The 20,333-nt window shown below is 34.3% G+C and carries 20 protein-coding genes and 1 pseudogene; 13 read left to right on the forward strand and 8 right to left on the reverse strand.

What is annotated here, in order from left to right; all coding sequences use genetic code 11:
- Positions 1-16: 16 nt before the first annotated feature.
- Positions 17-412, forward strand: coding sequence for a hypothetical protein (locus tag OLM58_RS13275; RefSeq protein WP_264529282.1), 396 nt, complete (start codon positions 17-19; stop codon positions 410-412).
- Positions 413-587: 175 nt separating this feature from the next.
- On the opposite strand, the gene OLM58_RS13280 is transcribed toward OLM58_RS13275, so the two are convergent.
- Positions 588-797: a hypothetical protein gene (locus tag OLM58_RS13280; RefSeq protein WP_264529283.1), complete on the reverse strand. Its 210-nt coding sequence runs from the start codon at positions 795-797 to the stop codon at positions 588-590.
- Positions 798-842: 45 nt separating this feature from the next.
- Between OLM58_RS13280 and OLM58_RS13285 the strand changes: the two genes are divergently transcribed.
- Complete coding sequence (locus OLM58_RS13285; protein ID WP_264529284.1) at positions 843-1,772, forward strand: hypothetical protein; 930 nt, start codon at positions 843-845, stop codon at positions 1,770-1,772.
- A gap of 39 nt (positions 1,773-1,811) precedes the next feature.
- Entirely contained in the window at positions 1,812-2,210 is a 399-nt protein-coding gene (locus OLM58_RS13290; protein WP_264529285.1) for a hypothetical protein, read from the forward strand.
- A 101-nt stretch (positions 2,211-2,311) separates the two neighbouring features.
- Here the strand turns inward: OLM58_RS13290 and OLM58_RS13295 are convergent, their stop codons facing one another.
- Positions 2,312-2,545, reverse strand: a complete 234-nt coding sequence (locus OLM58_RS13295) for a hypothetical protein (RefSeq protein WP_264529286.1) — start codon at positions 2,543-2,545, stop codon at positions 2,312-2,314.
- Between the two features lie 152 nt (positions 2,546-2,697).
- Between OLM58_RS13295 and OLM58_RS13300 the strand changes: the two genes are divergently transcribed.
- Together OLM58_RS13300 and OLM58_RS13305 are read left to right on the forward strand one after the other, a co-directional pair.
- Positions 2,698-2,934, forward strand: coding sequence for a helix-turn-helix domain-containing protein (locus OLM58_RS13300; RefSeq protein WP_264529287.1), 237 nt, complete (start codon positions 2,698-2,700; stop codon positions 2,932-2,934).
- 62 nt (positions 2,935-2,996) lie between these two features.
- Positions 2,997-3,458, forward strand: a complete 462-nt coding sequence (locus OLM58_RS13305; RefSeq protein WP_264529288.1) for a GNAT family N-acetyltransferase — start codon at positions 2,997-2,999, stop codon at positions 3,456-3,458.
- Positions 3,459-3,961: 503 nt separating this feature from the next.
- Here OLM58_RS13305 and OLM58_RS13310 read toward each other — a convergent pair.
- The gene (locus tag OLM58_RS13310; RefSeq protein WP_264529289.1) at positions 3,962-4,645 is read right to left on the reverse strand and encodes a hypothetical protein; all 684 of its coding nucleotides are present in this window, start codon (positions 4,643-4,645) and stop codon (positions 3,962-3,964) included.
- A gap of 406 nt (positions 4,646-5,051) precedes the next feature.
- On the opposite strand from OLM58_RS13310, the gene OLM58_RS13315 reads away from it, so the two are divergent.
- Together OLM58_RS13315 and OLM58_RS13320 are read left to right on the forward strand one after the other, a co-directional pair.
- A complete protein-coding gene (locus tag OLM58_RS13315) occupies positions 5,052-7,958 on the forward strand; it encodes an FAD-binding and (Fe-S)-binding domain-containing protein (RefSeq protein ID WP_264529290.1) in 2,907 nt (968 codons plus the stop codon).
- A 429-nt stretch (positions 7,959-8,387) separates the two neighbouring features.
- Positions 8,388-10,328, forward strand: coding sequence for an amino acid permease (locus OLM58_RS13320; protein ID WP_264529291.1), 1,941 nt, complete (start codon positions 8,388-8,390; stop codon positions 10,326-10,328).
- Between the two features lie 421 nt (positions 10,329-10,749).
- On the opposite strand, the gene OLM58_RS13325 is transcribed toward OLM58_RS13320, so the two are convergent.
- Positions 10,750-11,976 carry an aminotransferase class I/II-fold pyridoxal phosphate-dependent enzyme gene (locus tag OLM58_RS13325; RefSeq protein WP_264529292.1) on the reverse strand — a complete coding sequence of 409 codons (1,227 nt, stop codon included), beginning with the start codon at positions 11,974-11,976 and terminating at the stop codon, positions 10,750-10,752.
- A 284-nt stretch (positions 11,977-12,260) separates the two neighbouring features.
- On the opposite strand from OLM58_RS13325, the gene OLM58_RS13330 reads away from it, so the two are divergent.
- The 4 genes and pseudogenes from OLM58_RS13330 to OLM58_RS13345 all read left to right on the forward strand — a co-directional run.
- Positions 12,261-12,719 carry an Lrp/AsnC family transcriptional regulator gene (locus OLM58_RS13330; RefSeq protein ID WP_017495489.1) on the forward strand — a complete coding sequence of 153 codons (459 nt, stop codon included), beginning with the start codon at positions 12,261-12,263 and terminating at the stop codon, positions 12,717-12,719.
- 90 nt (positions 12,720-12,809) lie between these two features.
- Positions 12,810-13,055 (forward strand): hypothetical protein, encoded by a 246-nt coding sequence (locus OLM58_RS13335; protein WP_264529293.1) that lies wholly within the window; start codon positions 12,810-12,812, stop codon positions 13,053-13,055.
- Positions 13,045-13,335 (forward strand): type II toxin-antitoxin system RelE/ParE family toxin, encoded by a 291-nt coding sequence (locus OLM58_RS13340; protein ID WP_264529294.1) that lies wholly within the window; start codon positions 13,045-13,047, stop codon positions 13,333-13,335. The genes OLM58_RS13335 and OLM58_RS13340 overlap by 11 nt, the downstream gene beginning before the upstream one ends.
- Positions 13,336-13,581: 246 nt before the next feature.
- Positions 13,582-13,677 (forward strand): annotated as a pseudogene (locus tag OLM58_RS13345) (AsnC family transcriptional regulator); the annotation flags it as partial.
- Positions 13,678-13,713: 36 nt separating this feature from the next.
- On the opposite strand, the gene OLM58_RS13350 reads toward OLM58_RS13345, so the two are convergent.
- Positions 13,714-14,172: an SRPBCC family protein gene (locus OLM58_RS13350; protein WP_264529295.1), complete on the reverse strand. Its 459-nt coding sequence runs from the start codon at positions 14,170-14,172 to the stop codon at positions 13,714-13,716.
- Positions 14,173-14,467: 295 nt separating this feature from the next.
- Between OLM58_RS13350 and lpdA the strand changes: the two genes are divergently transcribed.
- Positions 14,468-15,871, forward strand: a complete 1,404-nt coding sequence (gene lpdA / locus OLM58_RS13355; RefSeq protein ID WP_264529296.1) for a dihydrolipoyl dehydrogenase — start codon at positions 14,468-14,470, stop codon at positions 15,869-15,871.
- Positions 15,872-15,923: 52 nt separating this feature from the next.
- Here the strand turns inward: lpdA and OLM58_RS13360 are convergent, their stop codons facing one another.
- From OLM58_RS13360 to OLM58_RS13370, 3 genes are all read right to left on the reverse strand, one after another.
- A complete protein-coding gene (locus OLM58_RS13360) occupies positions 15,924-16,577 on the reverse strand; it encodes a hypothetical protein (protein ID WP_264529297.1) in 654 nt (217 codons plus the stop codon).
- A gap of 585 nt (positions 16,578-17,162) precedes the next feature.
- Positions 17,163-17,537, reverse strand: a complete 375-nt coding sequence (locus OLM58_RS13365) for a DoxX family membrane protein (protein WP_017495484.1) — start codon at positions 17,535-17,537, stop codon at positions 17,163-17,165.
- A gap of 207 nt (positions 17,538-17,744) precedes the next feature.
- Positions 17,745-18,641, reverse strand: coding sequence for a DUF4349 domain-containing protein (locus OLM58_RS13370; RefSeq protein ID WP_264529298.1), 897 nt, complete (start codon positions 18,639-18,641; stop codon positions 17,745-17,747).
- Between the two features lie 278 nt (positions 18,642-18,919).
- Between OLM58_RS13370 and OLM58_RS13375 the strand changes: the two genes are divergently transcribed.
- Positions 18,920-20,206: an anthranilate synthase component I family protein gene (locus OLM58_RS13375; protein WP_264529299.1), complete on the forward strand. Its 1,287-nt coding sequence runs from the start codon at positions 18,920-18,922 to the stop codon at positions 20,204-20,206.
- Positions 20,207-20,333 lie beyond the last annotated feature (127 nt).

Raw genomic sequence — 20,333 nt, forward strand, 5'->3', positions numbered from 1 at the left:
GCAATTTGAATTAATTATGAAAATACAAATTATATTATTTATACGAGCTTTTTTCTTAATAACTATTTTGACAGCCCAAGAAAAATCAAAAGATACACTTTTTTTCAAATTAGATAATCAATATATTTATGAATCAAAATATAGTCCTAAGAGTTATTTGCTTAAGGATAGTGACAGTAATGAAACTTTCTTTTTTGAAGAAATAGAGATGATGAATAATTTAAGACCTAAAAAAGTTCTTAATATTAAAAAATTTGTTGTTTCCTCAGCTTTTTATCATAAAAAAAGGAAAGTGAAATTGAGTGCTTATGGGCTTTGGGAGTATCTTAATGGTTATGTTGTGGTTTTAGTTAAAGATGATAATGAAAATAAAAAATATATTAAAGTCAAACCAAATATCCAACTTGAATAAAGTTAACCTTAAGCTGTTGATTTCATTATATAGATTCAAAGTCAAATAAGGAATTATTCTTACTTAAAGATGATACAGCTATAATAAACAATACCGAGAATGGAAAAACATCTAAGTCAACAGGAAGAGCCATACAATTAAAAGAAGTTGTCGTACGTGGCAAAACGGTACTGCTTTAGATATGTTTGGAAGTACTGGAGGTATGTATGGTGATGGTCTTTTTGAAGGTGGAATAGGTAACTCCCCATTGTACGAGGTCTCCCGACTTCGTACCCGTTCCAATAATCCAGACGTTTTTTGAATTTGTTCGATCATTGTTGTTGCTACGAAGTCGGGAGACTTCGCAGAGCGCGGGGATATGGTGCTGATTCCAATGGCGGAACATCTGGAAACCAGATTGCGATTGGAAAACCTTGTAAAATTTAGAAGTATGAAGAAAAGGATTATTTTATATTTATTCATCATTTGTTTTGTTAGTTGTGTTTCTGCTAAGAATACAAATAAGATAGATAATTTAGAGACAACTGAAGATGTGGTTAAATTTGCGAAATCGATAAACCCTGATTTTGCAAGAGAGAATTTTGGAGAATTACAGATAAAGACCAATAAGTCAATTATCACCGCATTAAATAATTGTGATCTTTATAAAAGTTGGGGAATTAAAAATTGGCAAAAAATTGATGTTAATAATGATGGAAAAACAGACTTGCTTTTTACTGCTTATTGGTATAGTGTTTATTCTCAATATGCTATACTTGAGTCGGAATTTGGTGATTATGAATTGTTTAACCTCTCGCAAAATTTAGATTATGCTTGTAAAGTTTTAAAACCAATAGTAATAAATAATAAAAATGAGCTGTTGGTTAACAATTATAAAACGGATGCTGAAACTGTATCTAAAGGAGAAACTATTCACTTTATAGATACGCTCACGTACAAATTTAATTCTTTTATAGAAATAAATAAGAAAGTTGTGAATTATGACATAGAACATGTAAAATTTATCTTGAACAATAATTTTGAAATTGAGATTGACAATAACAAAAATGCTCACTACAATTGCTTAGATACTTTGAATGCTTCAAATAGGAAAGGTAATTTTTATAAAATGGAATCTAGAAAAAAAATTGCCCCGATTTATTTTGATGAAATTGAGAAAATTCTTGAATATATCTGTGTTAAAGATTTGCCAGATGAATATACATTAGATGGGTATGATTTTCCTACAGTTTGGCTTGAGATTGAATTTAAAGACGGAAGTATTAAGAAAATAAAAGATTATGGTTATCAAGGAACTTATGGATTAAATACTATATATGATAAAATGAAAAAGATAGCATTAGAAATAGACTGGAAATAGTAACTGAAAACTCAAACTAATATTAAAAACTCTTTTGCTATGAATATAAAAATTTCACTTATTATTTTATCTTTTTTTTCGATGACCGTTGTAAAAGCTCAAGAGAAAGTTAAAGACACGCTTTTTTTTAAATTAGACAATTATTTATATCAGTTTAAATTTGATTCTAAGCAGTATATTGTAAAAGACAATTATGATATAAAAGATGGAGCAATTTATTTTGAAACATTTAAAATTATTAATACTGCTAAACCGAAAGAAATTCTATGTTTTAGAAAATATGCAAAAACTGCAAATCTTTATATGATTAATAATCCGAAGAAGCTGAATGATGTTAAGGTGACTAAATTATTTGACAATTACATAATAATCTTAGTTAATAAAAAAAATAAACAAACAACATATACTGAAGTTGGACCTGTTTTTGCGATCGAATAATGTGTCGTTTTTTATTTCGTTACTAACATAAAATTTTGAAAACCTGCTGATTGGCAGGTTTTCTAGTTTGTTATTGATTTTAAAAACGGGGTGATAAAATCTTACTCCTCACCCAAATAAGGATTTAAAACTTCTGCTAATTCATTGAGCCAATAAAAGCTATTTTCGAGATTGCTTACTTCATTTTTAAACGTTTCATGTTCTCTTAAAACGCCTAAGGCAAGGATATAATTGACTTGTCTTATGGCTTTCGCCATTTCTTTTGGGGCAATAGTGTTGTTGAAGAAATTGGTTAGTCTGGTTTCGGTTTCTTGTGAAAGATTGGTTGTACTCATAATCTAAAATTTTGGGGAAATATGCATGATTGCAACTTCCGTTATTGAGTTATGTTTAATTAGTTGAATACAAATATATAAAATAAACAGTTGAATACAACCGATTGTTTTCAATCATATAAAAACAATCTGTTACTTGTAAATTCATTCCCATGAAAAGGACAAGAAAAAGTGAAGTTCCAGAAGTTGTCAAACAATTAGGAATCAGGATAAAAGATGTCATAGAAGAGCAACAGTTGAAACAAAGGGAGGTTGCTCATGATGCTGAAATGGATGTGGAGAATTTGAGGAAATACATCAAAGGCTCTCAGGAAATGAAGATAAGTACTTTGTTTAAAATTGCTCAATCTTTAAAAGTAAATCCAGGTGATTTGATTAAAGATTTGTAGACTTTGTTATCTGTTAAAACGTTGGTAATTGGTGATAAAAGGTTCTAATTAGTATTATAAAAATGGAAACAACAATCAGAGAATATTTAAGCAGTGACTATAATGATTGTATAGAAGCCTTTAAAAGTAATGTTCCGGATTATTTTGCAAGTAAGGAAGTACAGGATTTTGAAAATTTTTTAGAGCGTATTGAAAAAGGGAAAGATAATGTTCGGTTTTTTGTTGTTCAGTACAATCAAAAAGTAATTGGCTGTGGAGGATTTGCAGACATGAATGATGATAGCCTTTTCGCATTGGCATGGGGACTTATTCACAAAGACTTTCATGGAAGAGGATTTGGTGAAAAGCTTTTACAGCATAGAATTGAACAAATCAGACAAATCAACCCTGAATTTTCTTTAATTATTGATACTACACAATATGTAAAAGGTTTTTTTGAAAAACACGGGTTTCGAACCACAAAAGTAACGAATGATTATTACACCATTGGAATGCACAGACACGATATGATATTACAATTTTAATTTACTAATTGTGATTGCAAAATGAAAATTTTACTTTTTATTTGAGTTTAGATTTCATAAGCCTTCGACTCCGCTCAGGGTGAACATTGGGGCGAAATTCTAAGTCAAAAAAATCAAATTCCAATTCAAAAAGACGTAATCAAAGAAAAAACTTAGAACCTTAGCCTCTTAGAGTCTTAGAGCCTCAAAGTTTCATAAACCTTCGACTCCGCTCAGGGTGACCATTGGGGTGAAATTCTAAGTCAAAAAAATCAAATTCCAATTCAAAAACACGTAATCAAAGAAAAAACTTAGAACCTTAGCCTCTTAGAGTCTTAGAGCCTCAAAGTTTCATAAACCTTCGACTCCGCTCAGGGTGACCATTGGGGCGAAATTCTAAGTCAAAAAAATCAAATTCCAATTCAAAAAGACGTAATCAAAGAAAAAAAATGAGCACCTTAGAACCTCAAAAAGTTTCATTAACCTCTGACTACGCTTAGGGGGGCAATTGGGTTGAAAGAAATTTATTTCTTTTTGAATTTGTATTCTCGGTTTTTGCTTTTTGGGTTGAGGTCGACAAATTCGTATTCTTCAAAATCTTCAAAATTAGTTTTAAAGAAATCTGCAGCTTTTTCGTGCGACCAGGATTTAGGATAATAGAAACCATCGAATTCAGTATTGTGAAGAAGAAGTTCAAAATCATGTCTAAATTCGTCGGCTCCGGAATAGGTTAAAGCAATTTTTCCAGTCCATTCAATATCATATTTGTTTTGAGCTGTGGGAGTAATTTTTATTCTATGATTGGCACAGGTATCGTGTCCTAATAAATAAATTCCGAATGCAATTTCGTCATAATCAAAATCATCATCAAGGGGAAAAGTGTCTGCCAATAAATCCTCTTTTATAAAATCATTGAAAACAGTTTTTTGTGAAGTTTTATTGATTTTAATTCCATAATCTCCCCAATGTGTTGAAGACATTGTACATTGATGAAAATTGCCCCAGACTCCTTTGGAATGCCAGTCACCTTTATATTCTTCATCGTCGTCTTCGGATTGATCTTCAGCATAATAATCATCTGTTTTTAAATGAAAATCAAACCAAATCGATTCATCTTCGTTGATTCTTCCGTTCCATTTAAATTGTTCTAAAGTGTGACCTTTTGGATATGGATTTCCTAAAAAATAGATTCTGTTTGGCTGGTTCATATATTGGAGATTTGTAACTCAAATGTAAATTTCAATTTTTGAAATTCCAAATTTCAAAAGGTTGTATTGAAATAGTGGTTTTAAGTCTTCCACAACGGTCTGGGTGACCATTGAGGTGAATTTCTAACTCAAAAATTCCAAATTCCAATTCAAAAAGACACAATCAAAGAAAAAAACTTAGAACCGTAGTCTCTTAGCCTCTCAGGGCCTCAAAAAGTTTCATAAGCCTTTAACTACGCTTAGGGTTGCACATTGGGGTAAATTCCGATAAAAAATCTCAAATTCGAGCTCAGAAAAGCCAAAGAAAAGAAAATCTTAGAACCTTTGTTCCTTTGTATCTCTGAACCTTAAAAAAAACTATTTTTGTAATTCACTGAATTCGTTTTAGGCCATAAATCAAGTTATAATGTCAATAATTAAAGAGTTAGAACAATTAGCAGCATCATTAGAAGGAACCCTTTTGTATGATGATCTTCATAAAACGCTTTATTCGACCGATGCTTCTGTGTATCGAATTAAACCCAATGCGGTGGCGATCCCCAAAACAATTGAAGATATTGCCAAGCTGATAAAATTTGCAGGACAGCATCAGCTGTCGATTACGCCAAGAACGGCCGGAACTTCGTTGGCAGGACAAGCAGTAGGAGACGGATTGGTCGTTGATGTGTCGAAGCATTTTACGAAAATTATTTCGTACAATGCAGAAAAGAAAACCGTAACGGTTCAGCCTGGAGTAATTCGCGACGAGCTGAATCTGTTTTTAAAACCGCACGGTGTATTTTTTGCTCCAATTACATCAACATCAAACCGTGCAATGATTGGCGGTATGGTGGGGAATAACTCTTCAGGAACAACTTCGATTCGATATGGAGTGACACGCGATAAAATTGCTGAGGTAAAAGCTCTTTTAAGCGACGGTTCGGAAGTAGTTTTTAAAGATCTGACTTCTGCTGAATTTATCGAAAAAACCAAAGGGGATACTTTAGAAAATAAAATATACAAAACCATTTACGAGGAGCTTTCTGTTTCCGCTACTCAGGAAGAAATTGTAAAAGAATTTCCGAAACCCGAGATTCACCGAAGAAATACAGGTTATGCTGTTGATATTCTGTTGAAATCGGATTTGTTTGGCGGAACTGAACCCACTATCAATTTAGGCAAACTGCTTTGCGGAAGCGAAGGAACACTGGCTTTTACAACCGAAGTGACGCTGAAAGTAGACGACCTGCCTCCACCTCACAGCATTATGGTTGTGGGACATTATCACACGATTCAGGAATCATTAGAATCTGTTGTTGTAGCGATGAAGCATCATTTGTACACGGCAGAAATGATTGATGATACGATTTTAGATTGTACCAAAACGAATCGGGAACATATTAAAAACCGTTTCTTTTTGGTGGGAGAGCCCAAAGCCATTATGTTGTTTGAAGTGGCGTCGCATACTTTAGAAGATGCCGAAAAACAAGCGGATGCTTTGATTGCTGATTTGGAAAAAAACAATTTTGGTTATGCACGAGTAAAAATTTACGGGAATGATATTGACAAAGCCAATGAACTGAGAAAAGCCGGTCTGGGTCTTTTAGGAAGTATCGTTGGTGACAATAAAGCAGCCGATTCAATCGAAGATACTGCGGTTGAATTGAGTGATTTGCCGGCTTATATTGCTGAATTTTCGGCCATGATGAAAAGTCACGGACAAGAGGCAATTTATTACGCACATGCGGGAGCAGGAGAACTGCATTTGCGTCCGGTTTTGAATTTGAAAAAAACATCCGATTTAAAACTTTTTAGAACCATTGCAACCGATGTGGCTGTTTTGGTTAAAAAATACAGAGGATCTCTGAGTGGAGAACATGGCGACGGAATTGTGCGTGGTGAATTTATTCCTTATATGATTGGGGAATCCAATTATGAATTATTGAAAAGAATCAAGCTGGCGTTTGATCCGAACTCGGCTTTGAATATTGGTAAGATTGTGAATGCCTTAAAAATGGACGAGAATCATCGTGTTGTTTCGGGCAGAGTTGAACCGGATATTAAGACATTTCAGGATTTCTCGGATAGTTTGGGGATTTTACGTGCTGCCGAAAAATGCAACGGTTCGGGCGATTGCAGAAAATTGCCGTCAGCAGGAGGAGCAATGTGTCCGAGTTACCGAGCTACCAAAAATGAAAAAGAAACCACGCGTGCCAGGGCGAATGCCTTACGCGAATATTTGACCTATTCAGAGAAAGAAAACAAATTTGATCAGAAAGAACTTTACGAAGTTTTTGAATTGTGTGTGAGTTGTAAAGCCTGTGCCAGCGAATGTCCGAGTAATGTAGACGTAGCCACGCTGAAAGCTGAATTTTTATACCAATATCAGAAAGCAAACGGATTTTCGACCCGAAACAAAATCTTTGCACACAACGCCAAACTGAATAAGATGGGAAGTTTGTTTCCGTCGATTACGAATTTTATTTCCAATCAGTCTCTCGTGAAAAAAAGCATGGGAATTGCTCCGGAAAGGCAAGTTCCGTTATTGGCAAAAAAGACGTTCAGAAAATGGTACGAAAATCATAAACCACAGCAAAATAATTTCCCCAACGGACAAGTGTATCTGTTTAATGATGAATTTACCAATTATTACGATGTTAATATCGGTATAGATGCTTTTGAACTATTGACAAAATTAGGTTACGAAGTTTTAATCGTCGATCATGAAGAAAGCGGAAGAACGTATTTGTCCAAAGGATTTCTCGAAGAAGCCAAGAAAATTGCAGATATCAATGTGACTATTTTTAAGGATTTAGTTTCTGCAAATACACCTTTAATCGGAATTGAACCTTCGGCAATATTAACGTTCAGAGACGAATATCTGCGTCTTGCAACGAACAAAGAAGCCGCTGAAAAAGTTGCTAAAAATGCTTTTACGATAGAAGAATTCTTTAAAAGAGAAATTGTCGATGGTAAGATCACAGCTGATTCTTTTTCGGCAGAAAAGAAAGAAATTAAAATTCACGGACACTGCCATCAGAAATCATTGAGTTCTGTTGAAGTGACATTTGCTATGCTGAATTTACCAACGAATAATGTGGTTACCATTTATAATTCAGGTTGTTGTGGAATGGCGGGATCATTTGGTTACGAAAAAGAGCATTATCAGGTGAGCATGCAAATGGGAGAAGATACCTTATTTCCAAAAGTAAGAGCCACCGCCCAAGAGGTAAAAATCGCTGCAGCCGGAACCAGCTGCCGTCACCAGATTTACGATGGAACAAGCAGAGAAGCCCAGCATCCGGTAAGTATTTTAAGAAACTGCCTGAAGTAAAGTGTGTTAGACTCGAATTTCACGAATTAGCACGAATTTTTTTGTTTCACGCAGATTTTGCTGATCAAAGGGGATTAAAGTAGATTAGAATAAATAAAATCTGTGGGCATCTGCTTAAATCTTTTTAAAATCTGCGTGAAAGTAATAAGCAAAGATTTGAAATACTAAAAAAGTTTTCTCGCAGATTCTGCAGATAAGAATAAGTAAAATCTGCGCGCATCTGCTTAGATCTTTTTAAAATCTGCGTGAAAAAAATAAACCAGTGTGACTCTGTTTAATCCGTAACAATCAGTGGGCAAAATAATTCATCACAAAAAGCGATGCAAAACAAAATCGTTTTATATATTTGAAATCAGGATAATTTTTGCATTATTTGCAAAATAAAACCACAAAGACCGAATTAAATTAATTTTAAAAGCATAATTACATATGGCATTATCAGGTTTATTCCGAAAAAAAACGGTACAAGATATTCTGAAGCAGGTTGCAAAAAACGATGCAGACGGTCATAATGCATTAGGAAAACACTTAACTGCCAAAGATTTAACTGCCTTTGGAATCGCTGCTATTGTTGGTGCCGGAATTTTTAGTACGATCGGAAAAGCCAGTGCAGACGGTGGTCCAGCCGTTATATTTTTGTTTTTATTTACGGCGGTAGCTTGTAGTTTTGCCGCTTTTGCCTATGCAGAATTTGCTTCAATGGTGCCTGTTTCAGGAAGTGCTTATACTTATTCTTATGTTGCTTTTGGAGAAATTATAGCCTGGGTAATTGGCTGGGCTTTGATCATGGAATACTCCGTTGGAAATATAACCGTTGCCATATCGTGGAGTGATTATTTTACGGGGCTTCTCGCCAGTGGAGGGATTCATCTCCCGCAGTGGGTTCAGATGGATTACTTAACCGCTTCAAACGGATTTAATAACGCAACAGCTTTGATGCATAGTGGAAAAGCCTTTGAAAATTTAGAACCTGCTCTGCAGTCTGCTTATACGGCCTGGACAACTTCTCCGGTTTTATTTGGCTCGTTTCATTTTGTTGCCGACCTTCCGGCTTTATTAATTATCATCTTGATTACTGCATTGATTTACCGCGGAATGAAAGAATCCCGTAATGCCAGTAATATTATGGTGGTAGTAAAACTTTGTATTGTACTTTTGGTAATTGCGGTAGGGATATTTTACGTAGATACAGCCAATTGGGACCCGTTTGCACCAAATGGAGTAAGTGGCGTCTTAAAAGGAGTTTCTGCAGTATTTTTCGCTTACATTGGTTTTGATGCCATTTCAACTACAGCCGAAGAATGTAAAAATCCGCAAAGAGATTTACCACGCGGAATGATGTGGGCAATTATTATTTGTACGCTTTTGTATATCGCCATTGCCTTGGTTTTAACCGGAATGGTGCGTTATAACGAATTAAATGTAGGTGATCCGCTAGCATTTGTATTTGAAAAATTAGATTTAAAATGGATGTCCGGAATCATTGCCGTAAGTGCTGTAGTAGCGATGGCCAGTGTTTTGCTGGTTTTTCAAATGGGACAGCCTCGTATCTGGATGAGTATGAGCCGTGACGGATTGTTGCCAAAACGTTTCTCCAGAGTACATCCAAAATTTAAAACGCCTTCTTATGCAACTATCGTAACCGGTTTTGTGGTTGCAGTACCCGCGTTATTCTTAAATCTTACCATGGTAACGGATTTATGCAGTATCGGAACTTTATTTGCATTTGTATTGGTTTGTGCCGGAGTTTTGGTATTGCAAAATAAGCCGGAGATCCCAAGAGGAAAGTTTAAAACGCCTTACATCAATTCAAAATATATAATGCCTGCTTTGTTAATTATAGGGTTGGTTTTTGCCTTTGGTTACAATAAAAAGGCTACGATGAGTTTTATTACCAATGAGACCCAGGTGAATAGCCCGGCAGATATTATTACGTCATTGGATAAAACCGATTCTGAAAAAGTTTTCAATTATTTAAAAAGTATCGACGTTCAGAATAAAACTTCAGAAACATCCGATTTAGAGCATTTATTAAGCCAGTATCAGGATGATGAAGCAAAGTATGTTGAGGTTGTAAAAGGTTTACCAATTAAAGACACTGCAAAATTTGAAAGCGGATTGAGTTTATTCAAGCATAAAATTCCAATGTGGATCTTCTTATTGGTATTGGTTGGTTTAACGGTTTGGGCTTTCAAACAGAATTTATCCTTAATTCCGCTTCTAGGCTTAATCTGTTGTTTGTATATGATGGCCGAATTAAGTGTTTGGAATTGGATTTATTTCACAGTTTGGTTGCTTATCGGTCTTTGTATCTATTTTGGCTTCAGCCGAAAAAACAGTAAGCTAAACGCGGAGAGTGTTATAAGTTAAACATTATAAGAGTTCCATCGGAACGAAATATATTGTAGGGATGGATTTTAATCCGTCCCCATTGGACAACAAAATGTGTTGCAGAGATGGATTTTAATTCGTGCTCTATTGAAACGAAATGAATTGAGGATTGATTTTAATCCGTCCATTGAAATATAAAAAAAATAATAGATGATAAGCCGTTCTGAGAATCTTAGAACGGCTTATTTTTTTGTTGTCGCGAATTGCTCGAGTTTTCGGCAATTAAAACCTAATGAATTTACAGTAAAGAAAATCGGTGTGATCTGCCACACGAGTGATAGCAAACTGGCGAGGCAAATCTGCAGGCAAAAAAAATAAACATTTCGAACAGGAATAAAAAAATCCGCCAAAAGAAAAACCTTCAGCGGATTTAAACAAACTAAAAAAAAATCGTGCAAATTTATTTATAAAGAATTGTTTTATTTTGCAAGATGCCAAGCTCTGTCATACAGGCTTTCATCATTTTGTAGGTACGTTCAATGTCATTGTCCAGACCGATAGAGAAACGGATTAAACCATCCGTCAGTCCCATTTCGGCTTGTTCTTCTAACGGAATTTCACTTGAAGTTGAAGTCCCCGGTGCGCTGAATAATGTTTTATAAAACCCTAAACTCACCGCCAGATAACCTAAATTTCGGGTTTGCATCAATTCCATTAACTCGTTGGCTTTTTCCAGCGAACCCACATCTATGGTGAGCATTCCTCCAAAACCATATTCCGGATTAATCATTGTTTTGTACAATTCATGACTTGGATGGCTTTTTAATCCCGGATAAACCGTTTTTAAACCGTCTTTCTCAAATTTGTCGGCCAGAACGTGCGCATTATGACTGTGCTGCTTGATACGAATATGAAGCGTACGAAGGTTTTTCATCACAGAAGCGGAACGCAGACTGTCCATTGTAGGACCTAATAACATACTGGCGCCTGAATTTACATTTTTCAGCGAATTGATAAACTCTTTCGAAGCACAGGTTACACCACCAACAGTATCACTGCTTCCGTTTATATATTTGGTTAAACTGTGAATCACAATGTCTGCTCCTAATTTTGCAGGAGAAACCGATAAAGGTGAAAACGTATTGTCTACCACCAATTTTAGATTATGTTTTTTGGCAATTTTAGCCAGGCCGGCGATATCAGCTACTTCTAGCAATGGATTGCTAACGGTTTCACAGTATAGAACCTTGGTTTTAGAGGTGATCGCAGCTTCTACAATGTCAAGTTTGGTAATGTCCACAAAGCTCGTTTCGATTCCAAAGCGAGGAATGAAATTCTTTAGGAAGGCATACGTTCCGCCATAAATCGTTCTACTTGAAACAATATGATCACCCGCACTACAAAGTTGTAAAAGAGTAGGAGTGATAGCCCCCATTCCGGAAGCCGAAACATTGGCGGTTTCTGTTCCTTCCATCGCTGCGAGTGCCTGATCCAAATACAAGTTGCTTGGAGAAGAATGACGCGAATAGAGATAACAGCCCTCCATATTTCCTTCAAAAGTATCGAACATGGTTTTGGCTGAAAGAAAAGTATAAGTAGAAGAATCGGAAATCGATGGATTTACACCGCCAAATTCACCAAAGTATTGCAAATCCTGAATTTTGTCTGCCGGGTTAAAGTGGTTCATGGTTGGAAGTTTATAGTTTGTGGTTGGTAGTTTTTTGAGACTGCTATTTTGATTTTTACTTCTAATAAGAACCTCGTATATTCTTTTTTGAAAGAAATCTTTTTCAAAATAAGAGCTAATTGGAAAATTAATCAATCACGAAATGAATAATTAGATTTTAAAACTACAAAAATGTATTTATCCTGATTTTTAATCTACATTTGATGAATATAAGATCAGTTAGTAGATTTTCTTTCATTTTACAGCAACAATAAACTACCAACCACAAACTATAAACTGCAGCCATGACTTTAGATGCCACAGATAAAAAACTCCTGGTTTTATTACAAACCGACAGTAAAAAAACAAATAAAGAATTATCCTTAAAACTCAATCTCTCTGTGACGGCGGTTTATGAGAGAATTAAAAAACTAGAGCGTGAAGGCATCATAAAAAACTACGTCGCTCTGGTGAATAAATCTAAAATCGAAAAGGGATTTGTGGTTTTCTGTCATTTAAAACTGATTCAGCATACTAAGGAATTTCTAACCAAATTCGAAAGTGAAGTCACCAAGTTAAACGAAGTGCTGGAATGCCACCACGTAAGCGGCGATTATGATTATATCTTAAAAGTTTTGGTAAAAGACATGGAGGCTTATCGTGAATTCCTGGTCACAAAATTGACTTCGCTTCAACATATTGGCAGCACACAAAGTATGTTTATGATTAGTGAAGTGAAGAACTCAACAGTGATTTCTTTTTAAGGGACTAAGATTCTGAGAGGCTAAGTTTTTGGATTGTGATTCAAATTCAAAAGCGAAAAAAGCTTAAATTTGAATCAAATAGATTTTAGCATGGAAACAAGAGAATTAAGACTTAGACTTATAAAAGATTTTGGGAAATTCATAAAAGATGATTCTAAATTAGAAATTCTGGAAAGTGTTTTTGATGCGATAAGTCATGATGAAAAAGAATCACTTGTTCCTGATTCTCATTATGATTTTGTTGCTGAAGAAAGAGAAAAGTATCTTTCACAGGAGAATGAAGCGAGTTCCTGGGAAGAAGTAGAACAACGTTTGAATGCTAAGTATGGTTTTTAAAATTAAAATTTTACCCTTAGCTGAAAATGAAATTGATAAAACTATTGAATTCTATGAAAGTAGGAGTAAAGGTTTAGGAAAGCAATTTCTATCCTACTTAAAAACATATTTACAGGTTTTAAAAACACATCCGGAATTATTTCAAATAAAAAAAGAACCTGGTTACCGTGAATTGACTTTGGTGAAATTTCCATTTGTAATTATTTATGAAATTATTGGAAATGAAATAATCGTTTACTCTGTTTTCCACACTTCCAGAAATCCTAAGAAAAAACCTTAATTCGGCATCTAAATTTTCAGCGGGATAAAGGTTTTTTTAAAAGTGCTAAGAATCTAAGTTGCTAAGTTTCTGAGTTTTTGGTGTAAAGATTCAAAGGAATAAAGGTTTTTCTTAAAAATGTACAGCTGTGCGTTAAAAACGCGATAAATCTTTGCTTTTTTCGCGATTTTATAAGAATTAAAAATAGTCTCGGAGATCTGCAAAATCTGCGAGAGACAAAAATATTTCGAGAGAATTTGTGTAATCTTGGTCACAAAATTGACTTCGCTTCAACATATTGGTAGCACACAAAGTATGTTTATGATTAGTGAAGTGAAGAACTCAACGGTGATTTCTTTTTAAGGGGCTAAGTTTTTTTAATAGTTTGATTTAAAGTAATTATCGCTCTGAAATTTCTTTTAGTTTATTTAATGCCGTTGGATAGGTACTTTTAAAATAATCTAAATATTCGTCTACGGTATCCAGATCTACAGTGACAGTAGTTATACCGTTATTTTCCTGATAGGAATAATTTTCATGTCCGCCAGTCCATTTTTCAACTTGTTCCCCCGTAGTAACTTCAGTTTCGCCATCCAGGAAACCGTAATGCCTTATAGATATAAATTTGGCTGGTTGGTTTTCTACAATTTCAGAAACCATTCCGCCCTTTTTTCCGTTTTCATCCAGGCCTACAAAATAAATTTTACCGCCTTTTTCCCAGCTTCCTTCATAGGTAGAAGTTGGATTAAATGCTGCTGTCCAATGTTCATAGGTGTTTTTGTCTTTCAAACCCAGCATCGCCTCATAAACTTTTTGAGCCGTTGCATTTATCTCTATTTTGAATTGTAGTTTTTCCATTTTTAATTAGCATTGATTAGATTTCAAATTTACATTTTATTTTTTTTTTTTTTTTGCTTATGTTTTTTGTTGTCTGATTATCAGTGCTTTTTGTTTTTGTGTGTCTTTATAATATATAAAAATAAGATTTATCACAAACCAAAAAATAGCGAATCTCTGCGAACTTAGCATAAATCTTAGTGCTCTTAGCGGTTAAAACTCCATCTAAAATTTCACCCAAAAAACATTGAAAATTAAACTTCAAACAAAACTTTATTCCTTAATTTTGTAACGCTAAAAATAAAATAGACAAACTATGAGTTCATTTGACGTAGTCATTATAGGTTCAGGTCCTGGCGGATATGTATCAGCAATTCGTTGCGCACAATTGGGATTTAAAACTGCAATTGTAGAAAAGTATAACTCTTTAGGCGGAACTTGCCTTAACGTAGGTTGTATTCCTTCAAAAGCATTGTTATCGTCTTCTCATCATTATGCGGAAATTGCACATTTTGCAGATCACGGAATCGAAGTTTCAGGTGATGTGAAAATCAATTTAGAGAAAATGATCGCGCGCAAGCAAGCTGTTGTAGATCAAACTGCTGGTGGAGTTAACTACTTAATGGATAAAAATAAAGTTACTGTTTTTAATGGTTTAGGTTCTTTTGTAGATGCAACGCACATTGCTGTGACAAAAGCTGACGGAACATCCGAAACTATTGAAGCAAAATATACTATAATTGCTACAGGTTCAAAACCATCTTCTTTGCCTTTCATTAAAATTGACAAAGAAAGAATCATCACTTCTACTGAGGCTTTAGCTTTAAAAGAAGTTCCAAAACACTTAGTAATTATTGGTGGTGGAGTAATCGGAATTGAGCTTGGACAAGTTTACCTTCGTTTAGGTGCTCAGGTTTCTGTAGTAGAATTCATGGACAGAATTATTCCGGGAATGGATAGTTCTTTGTCTAAAGAATTGACTAAAGTATTGAAAAAACAAGGAATGAAATTCTACGTTTCTCACAAAGTAAAATCAGTAGAAAGAAACGGTGATGCTGTTGTGGTTCAGGCTGAAAATGCAAAAGGAGAAACAATCACTTTAGAAGGAGATTATTCATTAGTTTCTGTTGGACGTCGTCCGTATACAGACGGATTGAACGCTGACAAAGCAGGAGTAAAAATTTCTGACAGAGGACAAGTGGAAGTAAACGATCATTTGCAAACTAGCGTTCCAAATATCTATGCTATCGGTGACGTTGTTCGTGGAGCAATGTTGGCACACAAAGCAGAAGAAGAAGGAACTATGGTTGCTGAAATCTTAGCAGGTCAAAAACCACATATCGATTACAACTTAATCCCTGGTGTTGTATACACCTGGCCAGAAGTTGCGGCAGTTGGACAAACAGAAGAGCAATTGAAAGCTGCAGGAGTTAAATACAAATCAGGAAGTTTCCCATTCAAAGCTTTAGGACGTGCGAGAGCAAGTGCTGACTTAGATGGATTCGTAAAAATCCTTGCTGATGAAAAAACAGATGAGGTTTTAGGTGTTCACATGATTGGAGCCCGTACAGCAGATTTAATCGCCGAAGCTGTTACAGCTATGGAATTTAAAGCTTCTGCTGAAGATATCTCAAGAATGAGCCATGCGCATCCAACTTTTGCTGAAGCAATAAAAGAAGCGGCTTTGGCAGCTACTGATAACAGAGCATTACACGTATAATTTACGTAAAATATATCTTAAAAGCCCGTCAGAATTATTTTTGACGGGTTTTTTATTGTCTTAGTATGTTAAAAATATAGTAAGTTTCTTTATTTTTTAAATAGACATTATAAGTTCCATTTTCTTCTTTATACAAATGGTACAAATATTTGTCGCCTTTAATACTTAAATTTTTTCGTGACAGATTGTTACTTTCAATAAATTCCAGCTCAAATTCACAACTGCCTTTTTTTCTGTAATGTAATTTTGAGAATGTACCATCACTAAAGCTTTCTGTCCATAAATGATCGCTTAAAGTTACGGCTACTTTAGCACCGCTATTTTCTACATAATAGTATTTTGAAGATTCATCAAAATGATTGCATTCCTCTCTGGATATTTCATCAAGAGGCTTTTCATTTTGCATGGACCAGCTGCTTTTCTCGGATTCGTTTGGAAAAAGAGCTACAAATTCGTTACAGTTTTTATGCAACCTGAAAAATAACTGCTCAAATACTCTTCTTTGAACAATACTATCCTTAAATTTTGTCAGGTAAGGAGTGATATGAGAATTATTGATTGTATTAATTCTGATTTCATTGTCTAAAGCCTGATTTTGAACCAATGATTTACAGATTTCGGTCGTTAGCGAATCTATAGATTTTATAGATTGTGATCTGGAAAAATGAACAAACAATAATAAGAAGGCGAGTAAATATTTTTTCATGTAAAATGGAAATTTTCATCAAATATAATTGTTTAGTAAAAGTATTCGGAGAATTGAATTTTATTCTTGTAATATTTGAGTCTAAAAATGAAAAAGTTCAGGAAAAATTTCGTAAATTAGAGGTATGATTCTGAGGTTGTATTTGCAGATTTTAAGGGTTTAATTGTTTGATAATTAAGCTTGTAGTTTTGTTTTTGCAGAAGCCGAAAAATGGTAGAGATACTATGTTTTAAGAGCACTGAAGAATTCAAAAAAAAGGTAGTTTTGAACTGCTAAATTTTTTTAGTAAATAAATTAAAGTTATCAGAGCAGATTCTAAATGACGGTTGTTATTATTCTTTTAAGTAGTAATATAGAGATAAAGGTAAATAACAGGGGCTATAATGTCATAAAAGACGAGTGAGAGGAAAGTATCGGGAAAAGCCAGCTTTATCAGAAAAGATAATATTGGTATGCTTAAGGTCTCATTTTTTGGTCCTTTTTATTCTGATTGTAAAGCAAAATAGTGTAAGTATTAAAAAAAGCAAACCCGACAGGTTTTTAAATCTGTCGGGTTTGCTTTTTAAGTCTAAAGTGAAAAATTGATTATCTGGTGAAAACGCTTTTGTAATTATCCCAATATCTGTAAATTAAGAACAAGTTGCCCAGGAATAGTAATACAGCAAGCGGCAATCCTTGTGGTGCCAGAAAGTAGTTGATAAACAAAATGTTCACCGTAATGGGTAAGATCAGTATATTGGCTAGTGTTACATATCGTCCTGTTACAAACGCAATTCCGCAAAGTAGTTCGATTGATTTTGCTAATGGCAATAAATATGTTGAGGCAACAAGTCCCATATTAAAAGCTTTAAAATCACCGGTAGTTTCTGGTTCCGGAGCCAGTTTGAAGAAAAAACTAAGAGAAGCGAATAATAACAGAAGGCCAATTAAAACACGGACAATAATGGTAGCAATTTTCATAATATTTAAGATTTTTAATGGGTTAAAAAAGTCTAATTTATTTTTGGAAAACGTTATAATCTGAACTCACCAATGATAAAAAGTAATTTTTATGACTTTTATATTGAGAATTTGACAGTCATTATCGTTCTATTTTGAGATAAATAGAATGCTATATCAAATATAACGATTTTTTTCTTATGAAATTGTTGTTTTTTAACACTTTTCTTATTTCTTAAAGTATTTTTTGTAAAGGAAAAATCCTCCAAAACCAATCAAAAGAAATGGCCACAAATTAATTAGAAAAACAAAGATCGTTTCAAGAATGTACCAGCCATTTTTTAGCGAATCGATGATTTGAATTCCCAGATTAGGTTTGTAAGCATCGCTGTCTTTTTCACTGGCTATTATCTCCTGTTTTATCGTTTCGTTTTGATACAGCTGTAAAGTTATAGTACTGAAGTTGATTTGATCCTCTAAAGATAAATTCTCAATAATGTTGTTATCATTGGCTTCTTTCTGGTTCGCCAGCGCATTTTCGGCTTCCATAACATCATTGATTTTTTTGCCTTTAGCATCAATTGCTTTTTCGACCCTTTTTTGTGTAACAGTGTTCCTTTTTTGTGAAAGCTGATTGGATAATAACTTCAATGAAACATCATCGGCTTTGATAAGTCTGAAGTCCAGAAAATCAATTTGTTTGGCTATGATTTTAATAACAGTATCGAGCTGCGTATTGGGAACACGGATTGTAATGTCGTTTTGTACCGTATATTTAGTGGTTTCAAGTGTGCTGTCGGGACTAATTTTGGTTTTAACCTGATCACGAATGGTACTTTGTAAGTTGGTGTAGGTTACAAAACCTCCAAATTTCTGAGTGGCGTTTTCAATTGCATAAGTAGATTTAACGACATTTTTTACCTTAAATTTAATGTCGGCAGTGCGAATAAATTTTTGCTTACCGTCTTTTTTTTCCACTGCTGCTGATGAAGAAACTGCAGTGCTGTCTGTTGCTGTTTGTTGATCTGTAATGTTTTCTGATGTAGCGGGATCGAATTTTTTGCAGGAAAAGAATAAGATGATAAGCACTAAGGAAGTCAATCCAAGGTTGGCAATTGTTTTCATAAATTTTTTTAGATTTAATGGGTTGAGTAATAATTTAGAGAATCCGTTTTTCAGGAGGAGACTAGGAAGATTCTTATCGATTTTTTGGTATAACGAATTCAATCTGTGTTAGTCTTTAGTGGCTGTGTTTTTTAGAAGTGTATTTTATCAATAGGCAAAAAAAGGTTTGAGTATTCTTGTTAATTCGATATACTAAAAAGTGTGCCAATATTTTTTGTTTAATATTTTATTGAAGGATTTTTTTTGTTGTAATTTTGAGGCCTAAAATTTACCTATTTTTGAGAGTTACCATTTACAAAGACATTTCAGATCCAGAGCATTTTAAACAGCAGCTTTTAAGCTGGTCACAACAATTTCGAGAGGTAATTTTTTTGGATAGTAATTCGTATCCACAGGAATATTCAAGCTTTGATTTTGTTTTGGCGGTGGATGCTTTTACCTCTTTAAAAACAGATTTTCATAATGCTTTTGAAGATCTGAAGCAATATCAGCAAACGACTAAAGACTGGCTTTTTGGATATCTTTCCTATGATTTAAAAAATGATACGGAAAACCTCTCATCATCAAATTTTGACGGTTTAGATTTTCCGGATTTGTTTTTCTTTCAGCCTAAAAAGATTTTTACGTTAAAAGAGAATAAACTTGAGATACAATATTTATTGCTTTGCGATGATGAGTTGGAAGAGGACTATGAAGAAATCGTTAATAATGAATATGATGCCTTTGAAACGGTTAGCACGATTGAAGTCAAACAACGTATTTCAAAAGAAGCTTATGTTGAAAAAGTCAACAAAATGCTGGAGCACATTCATGTAGGTGATATGTATGAAGCTAATTTTTGCATGGAATTTTTTGCTGAGACTGCCGAAATTAACCCCTTAGAGAAATTTCAGAAGTTAAATGCGATATCACAGGCTCCGTTTTCGGTATTTTTTAAGAATCATAAACAATATTTGCTTTCGGCTTCTCCGGAGCGATATCTGAAAAAAGTTGGCGAAACTTTGATTTCTCAACCGATAAAAGGAACTTCAAAACGATCTTCAGATCCGGTTGAAGATGAAAAATCAAAGCAGTTTTTAGCATCAGATCCTAAAGAACGTGCTGAAAACATTATGATTACCGATTTGGTACGAAATGATTTGTCGCATACGGCACAGAAAGGTTCTGTTGAAGTAACGGAACTTTGTAAAATTTACTCATTTTTGCAGGTGCACCAAATGATTTCAACCATCACTTCAAAAATAGATCCGCAGTATTCACCAATAGATGTTTTAAGGACTACTTTTCCAATGGGAAGCATGACGGGAGCACCAAAAATTTCGGTCATGAAGATTATTGAAGATGTGGAAGAAACCAAACGAGGTCTGTACAGTGGTGCGGTTGGTTATTTCACGCCTGAAGGTGATTTCGATTTTAATGTGGTGATAAGAAGTATCCTGTACAATCAGGAAAATAAGTATATATCGTTTTCAGTTGGAAGTGCGATTACTTCTCAATCGATTCCTGAAAAAGAGTACGAAGAATGTTTGTTAAAGGCAAAAGCAATGCACGAAGTTTTGCAATAACAACTATATTTTCGATTGATGAATTGCATGTAGGAATGTTAAATTAAATAAAATTCGTACAATTTTATTTGCAGTTTCGAAATATAGTGTAAATTCGCACAATTCTGAGATTTAAAAAACTTTCTCA

The sequence above is a fragment of the Flavobacterium sp. N502540 genome (assembly GCF_025947365.1).
Lineage (GTDB): Bacteria > Bacteroidota > Bacteroidia > Flavobacteriales > Flavobacteriaceae > Flavobacterium.

Bases quoted from the DNA above. Each gene is read 5' to 3' on its own strand.
- OLM58_RS13295 (WP_264529286.1), bottom strand. From the start codon at position 2,545: ATGAGTACAACCAATCTTTCACAAGAAACCGAAACCAGACTAACCAAT.
- OLM58_RS13320 (WP_264529291.1), top strand. From the start codon at position 8,388: ATGGCATTATCAGGTTTATTCCGAAAAAAAACGGTACAAGATATTCTG.
- OLM58_RS13275 (WP_264529282.1), top strand. From the start codon at position 17: ATGAAAATACAAATTATATTATTTATACGAGCTTTTTTCTTAATAACT.
- OLM58_RS13305 (WP_264529288.1), top strand. From the start codon at position 2,997: ATGGAAACAACAATCAGAGAATATTTAAGCAGTGACTATAATGATTGT.
- OLM58_RS13315 (WP_264529290.1), top strand. From the start codon at position 5,052: ATGTCAATAATTAAAGAGTTAGAACAATTAGCAGCATCATTAGAAGGA.
- OLM58_RS13300 (WP_264529287.1), top strand. From the start codon at position 2,698: ATGAAAAGGACAAGAAAAAGTGAAGTTCCAGAAGTTGTCAAACAATTA.
- OLM58_RS13370 (WP_264529298.1), bottom strand. From the start codon at position 18,641: ATGAAAACAATTGCCAACCTTGGATTGACTTCCTTAGTGCTTATCATC.
- OLM58_RS13350 (WP_264529295.1), bottom strand. From the start codon at position 14,172: ATGGAAAAACTACAATTCAAAATAGAGATAAATGCAACGGCTCAAAAA.
- OLM58_RS13325 (WP_264529292.1), bottom strand. From the start codon at position 11,976: ATGAACCACTTTAACCCGGCAGACAAAATTCAGGATTTGCAATACTTT.
- OLM58_RS13285 (WP_264529284.1), top strand. From the start codon at position 843: ATGAAGAAAAGGATTATTTTATATTTATTCATCATTTGTTTTGTTAGT.
- OLM58_RS13335 (WP_264529293.1), top strand. From the start codon at position 12,810: ATGGAAACAAGAGAATTAAGACTTAGACTTATAAAAGATTTTGGGAAA.
- OLM58_RS13310 (WP_264529289.1), bottom strand. From the start codon at position 4,645: ATGAACCAGCCAAACAGAATCTATTTTTTAGGAAATCCATATCCAAAA.
- OLM58_RS13365 (WP_017495484.1), bottom strand. From the start codon at position 17,537: ATGAAAATTGCTACCATTATTGTCCGTGTTTTAATTGGCCTTCTGTTA.
- OLM58_RS13340 (WP_264529294.1), top strand. From the start codon at position 13,045: ATGGTTTTTAAAATTAAAATTTTACCCTTAGCTGAAAATGAAATTGAT.
- OLM58_RS13360 (WP_264529297.1), bottom strand. From the start codon at position 16,577: ATGAAAAAATATTTACTCGCCTTCTTATTATTGTTTGTTCATTTTTCC.
- OLM58_RS13290 (WP_264529285.1), top strand. From the start codon at position 1,812: ATGAATATAAAAATTTCACTTATTATTTTATCTTTTTTTTCGATGACC.
- OLM58_RS13330 (WP_017495489.1), top strand. From the start codon at position 12,261: ATGACTTTAGATGCCACAGATAAAAAACTCCTGGTTTTATTACAAACC.
- lpdA (WP_264529296.1), top strand. From the start codon at position 14,468: ATGAGTTCATTTGACGTAGTCATTATAGGTTCAGGTCCTGGCGGATAT.
- OLM58_RS13280 (WP_264529283.1), bottom strand. From the start codon at position 797: ATGTTCCGCCATTGGAATCAGCACCATATCCCCGCGCTCTGCGAAGTC.